Raw genomic sequence first — 17,435 nt, 5'->3', positions numbered from 1 at the left:
GACATGAAACTAAACCGACGCGCTGTGATGGGCGGTCTGGCCCTTGGCATGGCTCTTGCGGGCCTCGCTCAGCCGGTTTTCGCCAACGAAATCACGCTCAATGTTCTCTACAACCTGCCGGGCTTCACGAAATTCCATCAGCCGCTGGCCGATGAATTCATGAAGAAGAACCCGGACGTGAAGATAAACTTCCTCGCTCCGGCCGCCGGTTATAACGAAGGCCAGCAGCAGGTTCTGCGCTCTGCCGTTACCGGTAATCTGCCCGACGTTTATTTCTCGGGCTACAATCTGACGGCGGAACTGGTGCACACGCTCGCACCGCGCAACCAGATCACCGATCTCGGCCCGTTCATTCAGGCCGAAGGCGGTCAGGCTTTCCTCGACAAGAACTACAGCCCGAAGATGGCGGCACTCGGCCAGATCGACGGCAAGCAGTATGGTCTGCCGGTCAACGCTTCCTCGCCGATCATCTACATCAACTCGGACCTCGTCACCAAGGCCGGCGGCGACCCGGACAAGATGCCGACGACCTTTGCGGAGCTCATCGCTCTTGCCAAGAAGATCAAGGCTCTCGACCCCAAGTTCGCTGGCATGAGCTACGACATCAACGGCTGGCCGGATGACTGGCTGTGGCAGGCGCTCATTGTCGAGCAGGGCGGCAAGCTCGTTGACGAGAAGACCAAGACCGTTGCCTTCGACAACGAGATCGGCCTCAACGCCCTGAAGATGACCCGCCAGTTCGTCACCGAAGGTGGCCAGAACCTGCTCGACTGGGATCAGTCGCGCCAGCAGTTCGGTGCAGGCCTCACCGGCTTCATCTTCTCGACGCCCGCTCACGTTCAGACGATCCAGGGTCTGGTTGGCGATCGCTTCAAGCTGAAGACGGCGACCTTTCCGCTGGACAACAAGGAAAAGGGCGGCGTTCCGACCGGCGGTAACTCTGCCGTTATCCTGACGCAGGACAAGGCCAAGCAGGATGCTGCCTGGAAATACCTGAAGTGGATCACCGGTCCGGAAGCGCAGAACACCATCGTTCGCATCACCGGTTACCTGCCGACCAACAAGCTGGCAACCGGCCCGGACTTCCTCGCTCCTTATTACGTCGAGAACCCGAATGTGAAAACCGCTTCGCTTCAGGCTGACCGTTCTCTGCCCTGGGCCGGTTACCCCGGTGGCGATTCCGTCCGCATCTGGCGCACCCAGCGTGACATCATTGGCACCGTCATGCGCGGTGAGGTGACGCCGGAAGCCGGTCTCAAGCAGATCGTCGAGCAGACCAACGCCCTGCTGAAATAATCAGCACCATCGAGAGGCTGCGGGAAATCCGTTCCCGCAGCCATTTTGCGCAGGAAGCCCCAAATGAAGATTATCCAGATCACCGATACCCATCTTCTGCTGCCCGGCGTCGCCATAAATGGCGTCGACCCGGAAAAGCAGCTGCGCGCGGCAATCGCTGATATCGTTGAAAAACACGCCGACGCCGATCTTCTTGTCATGACGGGCGATCTTTGCAATTACGGTGAGCCGGAAGCCTACGGGCTGCTCCGCGGCATCCTCGCGTCGGCCTCCATGCCGGTGCGGCTGATGCTCGGCAATCACGATCGCCGCCCGGAATTCGTGGCCGCCTTTCCCGAACAGCCGCGCGACGATAACGGTTACATCCAGTCCTTCATCGACACCGATTTTGGTCGTTTGCTGTTTCTGGACAGCCATGAAGCCGATGTCATAGGCGGCATGTATGGTGAGGATCGTCTGGCATGGCTGGAGAGCACGCTGGAAAGCGCGGGCGAGTTGCCCGTGACGGTTTTCATTCACCACCCGCCGATGGATTGTGGCATCCGCCATTTTGAACATATCGGCATGCATGATGACGGGGCTGTCATGCGCCGGCTCGTCGCTCACCCGGCCGGTGTGCGTCACATCATCTTTGGCCATATCCATGTGCCAATGGCAGGCACGACGGCCGAAGGCATCGCTTATAGTTCCGGTCAGGCCTGCGCGCATCGCTTTATCACTGATATTGACGTTGTCGATCCCCTGTGGACGGGCGGCAATCCCTGTTACCGGGTCATAAGCCTCGGCGCGTTCGGCCTGCGTGCCTATGATGTGGAAGTGGGGCAGGTCGTGCTTGGGCGGGCGCCTGTCTGCGAAGGCCCCTGACGAGTTGCTTTTTCCTCACTGCGATGACGCGAACAAGGCCTCGTCACTCCTCGCCGATCACGGCGTAACGGAAGTCTCCTGCCGATCGCAGGGCCGGCATGGTGTGAGGGCCTGCCAGCCTGTCGCGCCGATGCGTCACTTATTGTCGCTGAACGGGATTTGATACGCAGAAGTGATGGTTCCCTTCTTGCCCTTGATCTATGTCAGTTTCATCGATGAAACTGCACGCCATAGTCGCCGAATAGGTGGCCAGCCGAATGCCGTGCCATCGTGATTGCAGATCATGGAGAAGTGCATGCTCGAAAAGCGTATTCGCAACGCGTCCCTTTTGAACCGGATCGTCAGTGCCGAAGAGGCCGCCAGTCTCATTCGGGATGGCATGACTGTGGGCATGAGTGGCTTCACGCGTGCCGGCGAGGCCAAGGCGGTGCCGCTGGCGCTGGCGGAGCATGCCAAGCTGCATCCCATGAAAATCACCCTGATGACGGGGGCATCGCTGGGCAATGATCTCGACAAGACCATGGTCGAGGCGGGCATGCTGGCGCGTCGCATGCCGTTCCAGTCCGATCCGGCTTTGCGCAAGGCGATCAATGACGGCAAGGTCATGTTCATTGACCAGCATCTCTCCGAGACCGTCGAGCAATTGCGCGGCGGTCAGATTCACGGCGCCGATATCGCCATCGTTGAAGCCGTGGCGATCACGGCTGAAGGTGGCATCGTGCCCACCACCTCCGTTGGCAATTCCGCGAGCTTCGCCATCCTGGCCGATAAGGTGATCGTCGAGATCAACCTGTCCCAGCCCGAGGTGCTGGAGGGGCTGCACGACATCTTCATTCCCGCAAAACGTCCGACCCGCATGCCCATCCCGGTGGTGGCGACGGATAGCCGTGTTGGACTGCCCTTCATTCCGGTGCCGCCGGAAAAAATCGCCGCTATTGTCCTGAGTGACAAGAGCGACAGCTTCTCGACAGTGCTGCCGCCGGATGATGAAACCAGGGCCATTGCCGGCCACCTCACTGAATTCTTGCTGAACGAGGTGCGTCAAGGCCGTATGACCCACGAACTTCAGCCGCTTCAGGCCGGCATCGGCACGATCGCCAATGCTGTGATGCACGGTTTCATTGATACGCCGTTTCACGATCTCAAAATGTATTCGGAGGTACTGCAGGACTCCACATTCGAACTTTTCGATGCGGGCAAGCTGACTTTCGCGTCGGGTTCGTCGATCACCTTGTCCTCCGCCATGAATGAGCGGGTCATGCCGCGTCTGGCCGAATATAAAAGCAGGCTCATTCTGCGCCCGCAGGAGGTCAGCAATCATCCCGAAGTTATCCGTCGCCTCGGTATCATCGGCATCAACACGGCGCTGGAATTCGATATTTACGGAAACGTCAATTCGACCCATGTCGGGGGAACGCATATGATGAACGGCATCGGCGGCTCGGGGGATTTTGCCCGAAATGCCTATATGTCCATCTTTGTCACCAAGTCTATCGCCAAAGGCGGCGCCATATCGAGCGTCGTTCCCATGGTCAGCCATGTCGATCACACCGAACATGATGTCGATATCCTCGTGACCGAGACGGGCCTTGCCGACCTTCGTGGCCTTGCGCCTCGTGAACGCGCGGCGGTCATCATCGAGAACTGCGTGCATCCGGCCTATCGTGATGCGCTAACGGACTATTTCCAGCGGGCAGTCTCGCGGGGAGGGCACACGCCGCATCTCATGGAAGAAGCGCTTTCGTGGCATGGCGCCCTGCGTGAAAGGGGCACCATGCTGCCGCAGAAATAGCGGCGGATCAGGAATCCAGCCTGAGGTATCGGACGCGCCCACGCGAAATTGGGTCCGTTTGGACACACCGGGATGGAAATCATCCGCCACTTCGCTGTGGTTGCTGGCGCGTCAGTTCCGCCTCCGGTAGAAAATCCTCTCTCTCGGCAGCGACCCGGCTGCCTCAGGGTTGCAGGAGAGTGATGTAATGCCCATTCGCTTCGTCGCCATGATCGCGATTGTTGCCCTGCTTGCCGGTTGCGGCGGGCGGCCGATCGGAGTGATGACGCCAACGGGACAAACAGTGGCCGGTACGACGCCGGTGAATCTCCTTGTCGCGACGACACGCGCGCCGTCTGACAATCCTGCGGTTCTTTTCGGCGGCGAGCGGGGTACGGGGCTGAAGGTCGACGCGGTCACCGTCTCGATACCGCCAGACGCCAACCGCAAGGTCGGACAGGTGCAGTGGCCGAAGAAGCTGCCGCCCAATCCGCTGAAGGATTTCACTACCGTTGCGGTCGAGCCCATTCGCTCCGAAGCCGAGACGCGAAGCTGGATCGGCCGGCATATTGAAAAGGACCGCCGCGTGCTGGTCTTCGTGCATGGTTTCAACAACCGCTACGAGGAATCCGTCTATCGATTTGCCCAGATCGTCCATGATTCCAGAACCGATGTCGTGCCCGTCGTCTTCACCTGGCCGTCACGCGCCAGCATCTTCGACTATAATTACGACAAGGAAAGCACCAACTATTCCCGTGACGCGCTGGAAGAGATGCTGACGCGGCTGGCGAAAGACAAATCCATCCGTGAAGTCACGGTCATGGCGCACTCCATGGGCACCTGGCTTGCGGTGGAGGCGTTGCGGCAGATGGCCATCCGCAATGGGCGCGTCGATCCGAAGATCGGCAACGTTATTCTGGCAGCACCTGATCTCGACGTGGATGTCTTCAGCCGCCAGTTCGCGAGCCTCGGCAAGACACCACCGAAATTCACGCTCTTCGTTTCGCAGGATGACCGCGCGCTCAGCCTGTCGCGCCGCATTTCCGGCAATGTTGACCGTCTTGGCCAGATCGATCCTTCCGTTGAGCCTTACAGCAGCCAGCTGGAGAAGGCCGGTATCACGGTTCTCGATTTGACGAAGCTGCAATCGGGTGACCGCCTGAACCACGGCAAGTTTGCCGAAAGCCCGGAGGTCGTGCGTCTGATCGGCGACCGCCTCATCGCGGGCCAGACCGTGACGGATTCCGATGTCGGCCTGGGCGAAGCCTTGGGCGCCGTCAGCATCGGTGCCGCGCAGACGGTGGGAACAGCAGCGAGCGTTGTGGTCAGCGCGCCAATTGCTGTGTTCGATCCCCGCACGCGGGAAAACTACGGCAGGCAGGTGGAGCGGCTTGGCCGCTCGGTGGAAAATACCGTGGGATCGGTGGGTGATACGGCCGGCTCCGTGGTGGACGATCAGGCGCTTCAGTCGTCAAGGATCAACTGCGATGCCGCTGCCAATCGAAACCGGGCGGAATGCCGCAATCGCTAAACTGCGATGCGTTAGGGGCAGCGGGAACGCTAGGCGCTTTTTGTCACAGAGCGGCGCAGATTTGTATACAGCTTGTATTTTTATCTATATGGTCGGTCGACAACCCTTTTCGGAGTAAGACCCCATGCGTTGGAAACGCACCCTTCAGCTTCTCGATGTTCATTGCGAAGGCGAAATCGGCCGTGTCGTCACCGGCGGCGCGCCGAAAATTCCCGGCAATACAGTGGCTGAACAGCTTCACTGGATGAATACCGACCCAAAGGGAGAGGCGCTTCGTCGCTTCCTGACGCTGGAGCCGCGCGGCACGCCCATGGGCTCGGTCAATCTGCTTCTGCCGCCGAAGCATCCGGATGCGCACGCCGCCTTCGTCATCCTTCAGCCGGACCAGGCGCATGCCAGCTCCGGATCGAATTCCATATGCGCGACGACTGCGCTTCTGGAAAGCGGCATGGTGGAGATGCACGAACCGGAAACCGTCATCATTCTGGAAACGGCGGCTGGTCTGGTGAAGGCAACGGCCACCTGCTGCGACGGGCGCTGCGAAAAGGTCAAGCTGACCATGGTGCCGTCTTTCGTGCATGCGCTTGATGTCAGCATCGACACGCCCCAATGGGGCAAGGTAACGATGGACATCTCCTATGGCGGCATTTTTTATGCGCTGGTGGATGTGCGTCAGATTGGTCTAACGATCGAAAAAGCCAATGCCGCGAAGCTGGTCTCTGCGGGCATGATCCTTAAGGATCTGGTCAACCGCGAAATGACCGTTGTGCATCCCGAAATTGCCGCCATATCGGGCGTGGCCTATGTGATGTTCCGCGATGTGGACGCTGATGGCTCCATCCGCACCTGCACCACCATGTGGCCGGGCCGGGCGGATCGTTCGCCCTGCGGCACCGGCAATTCCGCCAATCTCGCCACGCTTTATGCGCGCGGCAAGGTGAAGGTGGGCGACGAGTATAAATCCCGCTCGATCATCGGTTCGGAATTTGATGTCGGCCTTTCCGCCGTCACCGAAGTTGCGGGCCGTCCGGCCGTCATTCCCACGATTGCCGGGCGCGGCTTTACCTTTGGTCTGCATCAGGTCGGCCTCGACCCCTTCGACCCGTTGGCCGATGGTTTTGCCATGACCGACGTTTGGGGTCCGGAAGCGGGCAACATCTGAAGCGCGCTTCAAAAAAATGACATTTACGGCTGCCTGATCATGTCGGGCGGCTGTTTTCCCGCGACAAAAGATGCTAAGCGGGCGCAATTCCATCATGCTCCGAGGTATCCCGATGAAGTCGCTCACCCTGCGCCGCCCTGATGACTGGCACCTGCATCTTCGTGATGGCGCCATGCTGGAGGGGGTGATCGGGGATACGAGCCGTCATTTCGCCCGCGCCATCATCATGCCGAACCTGGTGCCGCCGGTTGTCACCACCGCAGATGCCCGCGCCTATCGCGACCGCATCGTCAAGGCCATTCCCGCGGGCGACAGCTTTGAGCCCTTGATGACGCTCTATCTGACCGAGGACACGCAGGCCGACGACGTGGAAGAGGGCAAGAAAAGCGGCCTGATTACCGCTGTAAAGCTTTATCCCGCCGGTGCCACAACCAATTCCCACGGCGGTGTGCGCGATTTTAACAAGGCCATGCCTGTTCTGGAGCGCATGGCGAAGATCGGCCTGCCCCTCTGCGTGCATGGAGAAGTAACAACGCCGGAAGTTGATATTTTTGACCGCGAGAAGGTCTTCATCGAGACGGTTCTGGAACCGCTGCGCCAGCGCCTGCCGGAGCTCAAGGTGACGATGGAGCACATCACCACCCGCGATGGCGTTGACTATATCAAGTCTTCCAAGGCCAATCTGGCCGGCTCGATCACCACGCATCATCTCATCATCAACCGCAACGCCATTCTGGTTGGCGGCATCAAGCCACATTATTACTGTCTGCCCGTCGCCAAGCGCGAGGAGCACAGGCTGGCGCTGCGGGCTGCCGCGACCTCGGGTGACGCGCGCTTTTTCCTTGGCACGGATTCCGCTCCGCACGTGGACCCGCTGAAGGAATGCGCCTGCGGTTGCGCGGGCATTTACACGTCCATCAATACGATGAGCTGCCTTGCCCATGTCTTCGAGGACGAAAACGCTCTCGACAAGCTGGAAGCTTTCGCTTCGCTCAACGGCCCGGCCTGGTATGGTCTGGCGCCGAATGAGGAGACGATCACGCTGGTCAAGCGCGACGAGCCAGTGTCATTCCCCGCCAAGATCGAAACGGGCGCCGGGCCGGTGACCGTATTCGATCCGATGTTCCCGCTTCATTGGGATGTAAACTGATTTTATGACCGCCGGCACTGCCGGCGGTTTTGTTATGGTCCGCCGGCACCTCGGCTGGCGCACGAAATACCGAACAAAGACGCGTACTTTCCGAACACCGATCCGGGTTTTCGGAGCGAGAAACCAAGGCCTAAAAGGAGAACGCCTATGAACCACTTCACATTCACCGATCGCGCCGTCGTTGCGGAACTGGTTGCGAAAATGTTGTGGGAAATCAAGGCGGTCCATTTTAATTCCGAAAGCCCATACACCTTCGCGTCAGGCATGAAGAGCCCTGTCTATATCGACATGCGCAAGCTCATCTCCTTCCCGCGCATTCGCTCCGCAGCCATGGATTTTGCGGCGGCGGCTGTCCTGCGTGAGGCCGGTTTCGAGAAGTTTGACTGTGTGGCCGGCGGCGAAACTGCGGGCATTCCCTTCGCCGCTTTCCTTGCCGAGCGCCTCGGCCTGCCGATGATCTATTGCCGAAAGAAGCCGAAAGGCCATGGCCGCAATGCCCAGATCGAAGGACATATGCCCGAGGGTGCCCGCGTTCTCGTCATCGAGGATCTGACGACCGCAGGTGGCTCGATGTTTACCTTTATCGACGCCATCCGTGCGGCGGGCGGCATCGTCGATCACGGCATCGCACTCTTCTATTACGGCATCTTCCAGGAGGCGGAAGCACGCTTTGCCAACGGCAATGTTAAGCTGCATTACCTGACGACCTGGCGCGATGTTCTAGCCGTTGCCCGGGCTGAAAAACTGTTCGATGAAAAGACCCTCTCCGAGGTTGAAGCCTTCCTCGATAACCCGCTGCCCTGGTCGGCAAAGCGCGGCGGTGTCAGCGAATTGCCGCAATCTTGATTTCGGATGCGGGTGGCCAGCTTGTGGCTGGCCTTCCGATCCATCTTCGTCTAAATCGATTTAAGTCCATTTGATTTGCTGTTTTGAGGAGGACCGTAATGATCCTGTGTTGTGGTGAAGCCCTGATCGACATGCTGCCCCGGCAGACAACGCTGGGAGAGGCGGGTTTTGCCCCTTATGCAGGCGGTGCGGTCTTCAACACGGCCATCGCGCTGGGACGTCTCGGCGTTCCCTCCGCCTTTTTCACTGGTCTTTCAGATGACATGATGGGCGATATCCTGCGGGAAACCCTGCGCGCCAGCAACGTGGATTTCAGCTATTGCGCCACTCTTTCGCGCCCCACCACCATCGCCTTCGTAAAGCTGGTCGACGGCCACGCGACCTATGCCTTCTATGACGAGAACACCGCCGGCCGGATGATTACCGAAGCCGAGCTTCCGGCGCTGGGTGCCGATTGCGAAGCGCTGCATTTCGGAGCCATCAGCCTCATCCCCGAGCCCTGCGGCAGCACCTATGAAGCGCTGATGACGCGCGAGCATGAAAGCCGTGTCATCTCGCTCGATCCCAATATCCGCCCTGGCTTCATCAAGGACAAGCAGTCGCATATGGCCCGCATCCGCCGCATGGCCGCCATGTCCGATATCGTCAAGTTCTCGGATGAGGACCTTGCCTGGTTCGGTCTGGAAGGGGATGAGGACACGCTTGCCCGCCACTGGCTGCACCATGGCGCAAAGCTGGTCGTCGTCACCCGCGGTGCGAAAGGTGCCGTTGGCTATACGACCGGCCTGAAGGTCGAAGTTGCTTCTGAACGCGTGGAGGTGGTGGACACCGTCGGTGCGGGCGACACCTTTGATGCCGGCATTCTTGCGTCGCTGAAAATGCAGGGCCTGCTGACCAAGGCGCAGGTGGCGTCACTGACGGAAGAGCAGATCAGAAAGGCGCTTGCGCTCGGTGCAAAGGCGGCGGCAGTCACCGTTTCGCGCGCTGGCGCCAATCCGCCTTTTGCGCACGAAATCGGCTTGTGATGGGTTAGGGTTGAACCATTTTGAAAAGATGGTTCAACACGCATCACGCCGCCAAAATCGTGAAAAACCGTTATTTCGGTATTATCAAGCTTGTGTCTGCTGTTTTTTCGAGAAACAAGCGTCGCATGAGTGTTTCAACAGCCCATCCCTTTGATTTCGACCCGACCTACGGCATGCAACGCGAGCAGTTGCTTGCCATCACGCCCCCGGAAGCGCCACCCGGTTTCGATGACTTCTGGGAGAAGCGCTATCGCCGCGCGCTCGCCACTGATCCGCGCCCGGTGCTGCGCCGGAGCAAGCTGAGCGATCCCCGTTGGCAGGTCCTCGATCTGACCTACACCTCCACCGACGGTTTCCGTATCGGTGGATGGCTGCTGTTGCCGCGCGAAGGACAGGTCCGCCGCGGCCTGGTCGTCGGCCACGGTTATGGCGGGCGCGGCGAGCCTGATTTCGATGTGTCGGTGGAAGAGACAGCCGTGCTGTTTCCCTGCTTTCGTGGACTGTCGCTGAGTGCCTGTCCGCCGATTTCATCCGATCCGGCCCTTCACGTTCTCTATAATATCGAGCGGAAAGACGATTATATTATCGGAGGCTGTGTCGATGACCTTTGGATCGCGGTCTCGACGCTCGTCAGCCTTTATCCCTGGCTGGAAGGGCAGGTGGGTTATAGCGGAATCAGCTTCGGGGGTGGTATCGGCGCTCTTGCGATCCCTTATGATAAGCGTATCGACCGCGGCCATCTCGTCGTGCCGACCTTCGGCCACCGACCGTTCTGGCTGACGCTGCCAACGGTCGGCAGCGCGGACGCCGTCCAGACCTATGCGAAGACGCACGCCCATGTTCTTGAAACGTTGCGCCTCTTCGATGCGGCCTGCGCGGCCGCCCGCATAAGCGTGCCCATGCTGATTGCGCCTGCGCTTTTTGATCCAGCCGTGGCGCCGCCCTGCCAGTTCGCGGTGGCCAACGCTTTGCCGCCGTCAAAATTTAATGAAATCTTCATCCTCGACGCCGGGCATTTCGATTACCCTGACAGCGCATCGCAAGATGCGGTCCATAAGGACAAGGTCAGACGGTTTTTCAAGGTGCCATGAAACGCGAATATCTCCGCTGGTATAGTCACAGGCTCCATCGCGATATGGAACTCCTGATATTCGGTCATGCCGGCGCGAAGGTGCTGATGTTCCCGACACGCGACGGGCGCTTCTTCGAATATGAGGAGTTGGGCGTCGTCGGAAGTCTTTCCCACAAGCTGGAGGCCGGCCACCTCCAGCTTTATTGTATCGAGGGTCTGGCACGGGAAAGTTTCTACGCGGGCCACAACCATCCCGCCGACCGTCTCCGACGTCACGCCGCACTCGAGGCCTATATTCTGGGCGAAGTGCTGCCGCTGATGTCAGAGAAAAATCCGCACGGCAGCACCATCGTGCAGGGCTGCAGCCTCGGTGCCTTTCAGGCCGCCAGCCTCGTCTTCCGTCACCCGCATCTCTTCACCAAACTCGTCGCTTTTTCCGGCCGCTATGACCTGACGATGGAGGTGGAGTCTTTCGGTGATCTATTCGACGGCTATTATGACGATGACGTCTATTTCCACATGCCGAGCCACTTTCTTCCCGGGTTAAACTGCCCATGGCGGCTCGATCACCTGCGCCGCATCGACATGGTCTTCACCATTGGCGATGCAGACCCCTTTCTGGACAACAATCACCACTTAAGCCGCGTGCTTTCAGGCAAGCAGGTGGGGCACCAGATGCATGTATGGGAAGGCCGCGCGCATCGGGCGGGTGCGTGGCGCAAGATGGCGGCCCTTTATATTTGAGGCTGGAGCCCCGCCTCAGGCGAGAAGAAATTCCATCAGGGCATTCTGGGCATGTAGAAGAAAAGCTTTTGCCGACCGGCTCTGATAGGCCGGATGGGCCATTGCGTCCGCGGTCACCTCTTGGCCACGCGAGACTGGCGGACAGGGCAAAAAAATCACATCAGGCCGCATCCTGTCGAGAAGGGACGCGGATATACGATAATCGGCCAGATAATGATTGGCGTCGGACGGCCAGGAATCGGTAATGACCACATCCGCATCCAGTAGCTCGTCCATGTCCGTGCTTGCCCGGAAGTTCGGATTGATGAGCGCGGCATCCGTGACGTGCCATTGATCCGGGTAAACCTGCGTGACCTGAATGGGCAGGGAAATCGAGGCTTCGATCCAAGAGCGTAAAATATTGGCGTCCGGTGCTACGCCGACGATTTTGAGGCCGGCTTTCTGGCCCCTCAGGCTTTTCACATAGGCCAAATCACCAAGCGTTTCACATGGATGATTGAATTTTGTCCGCGCGTTGATGACAGGTGCGCGCATGTCGGCTGCAAGTGCCCGGAGTGTCGAGAGTTCCTTCGTGCGGATAATCAAAAGATCGAACCAATTGTCGAGATAACCAGCCAGATCGGCAATCTCTTCTCGGCCGTTAAAGTTGATCGGAACGGTAACGCAGGTGCCGCCCATCGCCTGGATACCGAGATCAAAGGCGGCGGTATTGCGCCAGCCGGTGTCGTCAACGATCAGCCCGACACGTTTTCCCTTGAGCGTCTGTGGCATCGTGCCCTGTAACCAGTCCTCGGCCAGAGCGCACGCGCGGTCGATGATCGAGAAGATCGCGTCCGCACTCAGGTTGTGAAACTCCAGAAAGTCTCTGCCCGGCCGGAACGACATATGCACCTCCAAATGACATTCGATCAACGCTGCATTGAAAAAAGCCGGAAGTCGCCCTCCGGCTTTCGTAAATTGCAGTGCCTGGATTTACCCCGCCAGACCCGCCAGCGCCTTCACCAGGCCCTGCGTAGAGCTGTCATGGCCAGCGGCGCTTTCCTTTCCTTCGACGACCGGAAGCAGGCCGGTCGCCAGTTCCTTGCCAAGCTCCACGCCCCATTGGTCGAAGGAGTTGATGCGGAACAGCACGCCTTCAACGAAGACGCGATGTTCGTAAAGCGCGATCAGGCGGCCAAGCGCGAATGGCGTCAGCTTGTCGTAGACGAAGGTGATGGACGGACGATTGCCGGTGAAGACACGGTGCGGCGCAATGAAATCCGCATGTCTGTCATCCACGCCCTTGGAGGTGAGCTGGGCTTTTGCCTCAGCCAGCGTCCGTCCCTTCATCAGCGCTTCCGACTGCGCCAGGCAATTGGCGATGAGAAGCTGGTGCTGGTGGCGCAGTTCGGGCTCGAAACCGTTGGCTGCGATCATGAATTCCGCCGGGATGACGCTCGTGCCCTGGTGGATCAGCTGATAGAAGGCGTGCTGACCATTCGTGCCGGGCTCGCCCCAGACAACCGGGCCAGACTGGCCTTCGACCGGCGTGCCGTCGATGGTCACACCCTTGCCGTTCGATTCCATGTCCAGCTGCTGCAGATAAGCCGGGAAACGCGACAGCCGCTGGTCATAGGGCAGGATTGCCCGCGTCGGGTAATTCAGTACGTTGCGGTGATAAAAACCGATCAGGCCGAGCAACATCGGCAGATTTTCACGGACCGGCGCTTCGCGGAAGTGGCGATCCATGGCGTGGGCGCCATCCAGGAACTTGCCGAAATTATCCGGACCGATGGCGATCATCAGCGGCAGCCCGATGGCAGACCAGATCGAGTAACGGCCGCCAACCCAGTCCCAGAAACCGAAGATGCGGTCGCTTTCGATGCCGAAGGCGGTAACCTTGTCCAGCGCTGTGGAAACCGCGGCAAAGTGATGCTTGACGGCGTCTTCACCCAGCTTTTCGGCGATGAAGCGGCGCGCCGTGGCGGCGTTCGTCATCGTCTCGATGGTGGTGAAGGTCTTCGACGCCACGATGAAGAGCGACGTCTCGGGGTCGATGAGCTTCAGCGTATCGGCGATATGCGCGCCATCAATGTTCGAGACGAAATGCGCCCGCGGGCCGTCATGGAAAGGTGCCAGCGCCAGCGTTGCCATGACCGGGCCGAGGTCGGAACCGCCAATGCCGATATTGATGACATCGGTAATCTTTTTACCGGTCGCGCCCTTCAGCGAACCGGAACGGATGGCATCGGCAAACTTGCCCATGGCAGACAGAACCGCGTTCACATCGGGCATCACGTCCTTGCCGTCAACGAGAACCGGCGTGTTGGCGCGATTGCGCAACGCGGTATGCAGGACGGCACGGTCTTCGGTGAAATTGATCGCCTTGCCGGAGAACATCTCCTCGCGCTTGGCCTCGACGCCGCCTTCTTGTGCAAGCTGTTCGAGAAGCGTGACGATCTCTTCATTCACGGCGCACTTGGAATAATCCATCAGCAGGTCATCGAACTTGGCGCTGAAACGGCTGAATCTCTTGTCATCGGCCGCAAAGGCGGCGCGAAGATCGGTTGCGGCTGTGCTGCTCGCCGTTGCTTTCAGTTTTTCGATGGTGGCCTGCATCTCGTGCTCCTCGGCTTCCGTGGAAGGATGAGGAAACTATTCTTTTTCAGGCGGCCAAATCAAGGCGGCTTCGATAAAAGAAAAGAGCCGGTCACCCGGCTCGATTTCGTTCAGTTCAGATTGCGCAATTCGCGCCGCAGGATCTTGCCGACATTCGATTTCGGCAGCTCGGTACGGAACTCGATGATCTTCGGCCGCTTGTAGTTTGTCAGGTTCTTGGCGCAGAACGCCTTGAGTTCCGCTTCCGTGAGCGACTGGTCCTTCTTGACCACAAAAAGCTTGACGGTTTCGCCGGAGTGCTCGTCCGGAACGCCGATGGCGGCGCATTCCAGGACGCCTGGATGGCTGGCGGCCACTTCCTCCACCTCGTTCGGATAGACGTTGAAGCCGGAGACGAGGATCATGTCCTTCTTGCGGTCGACGATCTTGGTATAACCGCGTTCATCCATGAAGCCCATGTCGCCGGAACGGAAGAAGCCGTCTGATGTCATCGCCTTTGCCGTCTCGTCCGGCCGCTGCCAATAACCCGCCATCACCTGCGGCCCACGAATGCAGATTTCTCCGACCTCTCCGGTGGGCAGGCTGTTGCCGTCCTCGTCGCGAATATCGATTTCGGTGGAAGAGATCGGCAGGCCGATGGTTCCGCTGAACTCCGTGGAATCGAGGCGGTTGACGGTGGCAACCGGCGATGTCTCGGAGAGGCCGTAACCCTCCGCAATGGGGCAGCCGACGATGGAAAGCCAGCGTTCCGCGACAGGCCTTTGCACCGCCATGCCGCCGCCGAGAACCAGAATGAGCGACGACAGATCGAGCTTGCGGAAATCCTCGTTGTTCATCAGCGCGTTGAAAAGCGTGTTGATGCCGGGGAAAATATGCGGCTGATAATGCGACAATTCTTTCACAAAACCGGGAATATCGCGCGGATTGGCAATCAGCAGATTGTGGCCGCCAAGCGCAATGCCCATCAGCGAATTCACCGTCAAGGCGAAGATGTGGCAGAGCGGCAGCGCGCAGATGAAGTTGAGAACTTCAGGGCGATCCTTCTGGCCGTTGAAGGCGGCGTCCAGCCACAGGCTGATCTGAAGCTTGTTGGCCAGAAGGTTGGCATGCGTGAGAACCGCACCCTTGGATACACCAGTCGTGCCCCCGGTATATTGAAGGAAAGCAATGTCCTGCGCCGTGAGGCTGACCGGCTTCAGCGAAAATCCCTGACCTTCCTTCAGCATCGCCTTGAAGCTGATGGAGCCGGGAATGGTATAGGCGGGCACCAGTTTCTTGACCTTGCGGACGACCAGGTTGACGATATGTCCCTTGAGGCCGAGAAGATCGCCCATCGCCGCGACGACCACGTGCCGCACCGCGGTTTTCGGCACCGCCTGCTGCGCCACATGTGCAAAGTTCTCCAGCACGAAAAGCGCCTTCGCGCCGGAATCCTTCAGCTGATGTTCCAGCTCGCGCGGTGTGTAAAGCGGATTGACATTGACCACCACCATGCCTGCCCGCAGGATTCCATAAACCGCAACCGGATTTTGGAGGATGTTCGGCATCATCACGGCAACCCGGTCGCCCTTTTCCAGTCCTCTGGCCTGCAGCCAGGCGGCGACGGCTCGGGTTTCAGCGTCCAGTTCCCGGTAGGTCAGCGACTTTCCCATGCTGGAAAAGGCCTTCCGGTCGGCAAACTGCACACAGCTCTTTTCGAGAAGATCGACGAGGGAGGCATTGGTCGATACGGGAATTTCGGAAGGAACGCCCGGCGGATAGGAAGACAGCCAGCGCTTCCCAATGACGGCGTTCTGCGGGTGTCCCAGGGACAATTCACTCATGCTGCTCCTCCCAGAGTCTCTTCGCGCCGCGCATTCTGTGGAACGCGTGAACAGCGCTTTCGGCTGCCTGATGTTCACGAGGCTCCCGCACCGGTCGACATCTGCCGGCGTGAGGGAACCACTTGTGACGTCACCGGATCGACTGCTCCTCCCGCTCCCCGGTGACGAATGATAGACGCGTAATCCCTTGACGTCCATCTTATCGGCGAAACCTATTTAACTCTAACGTAAACGTCAATATTGCTGCCGCACATCTCGCCAACTCGTGATGGAAAACGCATTTTCCCGGTCTTTTTTGACTTTAATCCTGATTTGAGCGATCAACATAATTCGCAAAGCAGGGCAGGATTAAAAATGGCAGGCAGCGCAGCGCTAGAACTGAAATCGGTGGGCAAGAAATTCGGTGATACGGATGTATTGTCCGACATCGATCTGTCCGTCGAAAGCGGTGAGATCATTTGTCTTGTAGGGCGCTCCGGCTGCGGAAAATCAACCTTGCTGCGTATCATCGCAGGCGTGGAGACACCCGATAAAGGCAGCGTTTCCCTGAGCGGCGCTGTCGTGGCCGGGTCTGGAGCTTTCATCGAGCCCGAAAAGCGCAATATCGGTTTCGTATTTCAGGATTATGCGCTCTTCCCGCATCTTACCGTCGAGCAGAACGTCATGTTCGGCCTCCGCTCGCTGCCGAAAGCGCAGGCCCGGGCGCGCACTGCCGAGATGATCGAACACGTGCATCTCAAGGAACTTGCGAAACGTTATCCGCATACGCTGTCGGGCGGTGAGCAGCAGCGCGTCGCGCTTGCACGTGCACTCGCCCCGCAGCCTGGCCTTCTGCTGATGGACGAGCCTTTTTCCAATCTGGACAGGGGATTGCGCGACAATGTGCGCGAAGAGACGCTCGGTCTTCTACGCCAGCTGGGCACAACGGCAATCATGGTTACCCACGATCCCGAAGAAGCGCTTTCGGCGGGCGATCGCGTGGTTCTGATGCAGCGCGGACGTATCGTGCAAAGCGGCACGGGTTACGAAATCCACGACCATCCCAAGACCCGCTATGCCGCTGATTTTTTCTGCGCCTTCAACAAGATTGAAGGACGGGTAAGGCAGGGTCGCGTGGAAACGCCGCTTGGCATGCTGGGGGATGCCTCCGATCTGCCCGATGGCCTCGCGGCGGTTGCCTATGTTCGGCCCAATGCGATTTCGATTATCGAAGACGCCGCGAAAGAAGGTATTGCCGGAGAAATATCGAGCCGGGTCTTCCTGGGGGAGATCGAACAGCTCGGCATCGCGGTGCCCGGATTACCAGCTGATCTTCGCGTCAGAACAATGCAGCGTACAGCCGCCAAGACGCGGGCGATACGCTTCGGAATTGATCCGAAGGGTGTGCTGATATTTACCTGAAGTTGAATGAGCGCATTTGCATGTTCATTTTCTGCCCATTTTCAACTCTTGGTGATCAAAAGGCGGCGGAAAATGGCGAAATAAAACTTGATTTGTATCATCATGTATGATGTCTGCTCCCCCTATTGCCGTTATCGGAGAGGGAGACAAAA

Annotated in this window: 14 protein-coding genes; 11 read left to right on the top strand and 3 right to left on the bottom strand. The window is 58.9% G+C overall.

The features are described from left to right. Positions 1-3: 3 nt before the first annotated feature. The 10 genes from WA845_RS03370 to WA845_RS03325 all read left to right on the top strand — a co-directional run bounded on the left by WA845_RS03370 (position 4) and on the right by WA845_RS03325 (position 11,461). A complete protein-coding gene (locus WA845_RS03370; RefSeq protein ID WP_112555939.1) occupies positions 4-1,296 on the top strand; it encodes an extracellular solute-binding protein in 1,293 nt (430 codons plus the stop codon). Between the two features lie 63 nt (positions 1,297-1,359). Then, positions 1,360-2,160, top strand: coding sequence for a phosphodiesterase (locus WA845_RS03365; protein WP_108081805.1), 801 nt, complete (start codon positions 1,360-1,362; stop codon positions 2,158-2,160). A gap of 295 nt (positions 2,161-2,455) precedes the next feature. Continuing rightward, positions 2,456-3,952, top strand: a complete 1,497-nt coding sequence (locus WA845_RS03360; RefSeq protein WP_112555937.1) for a succinate CoA transferase — start codon at positions 2,456-2,458, stop codon at positions 3,950-3,952. A 187-nt stretch (positions 3,953-4,139) separates the two neighbouring features. Beyond that, the gene (locus WA845_RS03355; RefSeq protein ID WP_004439698.1) at positions 4,140-5,462 is read left to right on the top strand and encodes an alpha/beta hydrolase; all 1,323 of its coding nucleotides are present in this window, start codon (positions 4,140-4,142) and stop codon (positions 5,460-5,462) included. 124 nt (positions 5,463-5,586) lie between these two features. Beyond that, the gene (locus WA845_RS03350; RefSeq protein WP_112555935.1) at positions 5,587-6,624 is read left to right on the top strand and encodes a 4-hydroxyproline epimerase; all 1,038 of its coding nucleotides are present in this window, start codon (positions 5,587-5,589) and stop codon (positions 6,622-6,624) included. A gap of 112 nt (positions 6,625-6,736) precedes the next feature. Beyond that, on the top strand, positions 6,737-7,774 hold the full coding sequence (pyrC, locus tag WA845_RS03345) for a dihydroorotase (RefSeq protein WP_004439702.1): 1,038 nt from the start codon (positions 6,737-6,739) through the stop codon (positions 7,772-7,774). A gap of 147 nt (positions 7,775-7,921) precedes the next feature. Continuing rightward, positions 7,922-8,620, top strand: a complete 699-nt coding sequence (locus WA845_RS03340) for an orotate phosphoribosyltransferase (protein WP_004439706.1) — start codon at positions 7,922-7,924, stop codon at positions 8,618-8,620. A 98-nt stretch (positions 8,621-8,718) separates the two neighbouring features. Next, positions 8,719-9,645, top strand: a complete 927-nt coding sequence (locus WA845_RS03335; RefSeq protein WP_112555933.1) for a carbohydrate kinase family protein — start codon at positions 8,719-8,721, stop codon at positions 9,643-9,645. A gap of 125 nt (positions 9,646-9,770) precedes the next feature. Further along, entirely contained in the window at positions 9,771-10,736 is a 966-nt protein-coding gene (locus tag WA845_RS03330; RefSeq protein ID WP_037089593.1) for an acetylxylan esterase, read from the top strand. After that, on the top strand, positions 10,733-11,461 hold the full coding sequence (locus WA845_RS03325; RefSeq protein ID WP_112555931.1) for an alpha/beta hydrolase-fold protein: 729 nt from the start codon (positions 10,733-10,735) through the stop codon (positions 11,459-11,461). The genes WA845_RS03330 and WA845_RS03325 overlap by 4 nt, the downstream gene beginning before the upstream one ends. A gap of 15 nt (positions 11,462-11,476) precedes the next feature. Here WA845_RS03325 and WA845_RS03320 read toward each other — a convergent pair whose 3' ends face one another. From WA845_RS03320 to WA845_RS03310, 3 genes are all read right to left on the bottom strand, one after another. Beyond that, positions 11,477-12,346, bottom strand: coding sequence for an ornithine carbamoyltransferase (locus WA845_RS03320; RefSeq protein ID WP_112555928.1), 870 nt, complete (start codon positions 12,344-12,346; stop codon positions 11,477-11,479). Positions 12,347-12,433: 87 nt separating this feature from the next. Continuing rightward, a complete protein-coding gene (gene pgi / locus WA845_RS03315) occupies positions 12,434-14,059 on the bottom strand; it encodes a glucose-6-phosphate isomerase (protein WP_022555553.1) in 1,626 nt (541 codons plus the stop codon). 110 nt (positions 14,060-14,169) lie between these two features. After that, positions 14,170-15,882, bottom strand: coding sequence for a long-chain fatty acid--CoA ligase (locus WA845_RS03310; protein WP_037089366.1), 1,713 nt, complete (start codon positions 15,880-15,882; stop codon positions 14,170-14,172). A 354-nt stretch (positions 15,883-16,236) separates the two neighbouring features. Between WA845_RS03310 and WA845_RS03305 the strand changes: the two genes are divergently transcribed. Further along, complete coding sequence (locus WA845_RS03305; RefSeq protein ID WP_112555926.1) at positions 16,237-17,283, top strand: ABC transporter ATP-binding protein; 1,047 nt, start codon at positions 16,237-16,239, stop codon at positions 17,281-17,283. The last annotated feature ends 152 nt before the right edge of the window (positions 17,284-17,435 follow it).

This window comes from Agrobacterium sp. CMT1, assembly GCF_037203725.1.
GTDB classification, from domain to species: Bacteria; Pseudomonadota; Alphaproteobacteria; order Rhizobiales; family Rhizobiaceae; genus Agrobacterium; species Agrobacterium pusense.
This window is presented reverse-complemented; position numbering and strand designations above follow the sequence as displayed.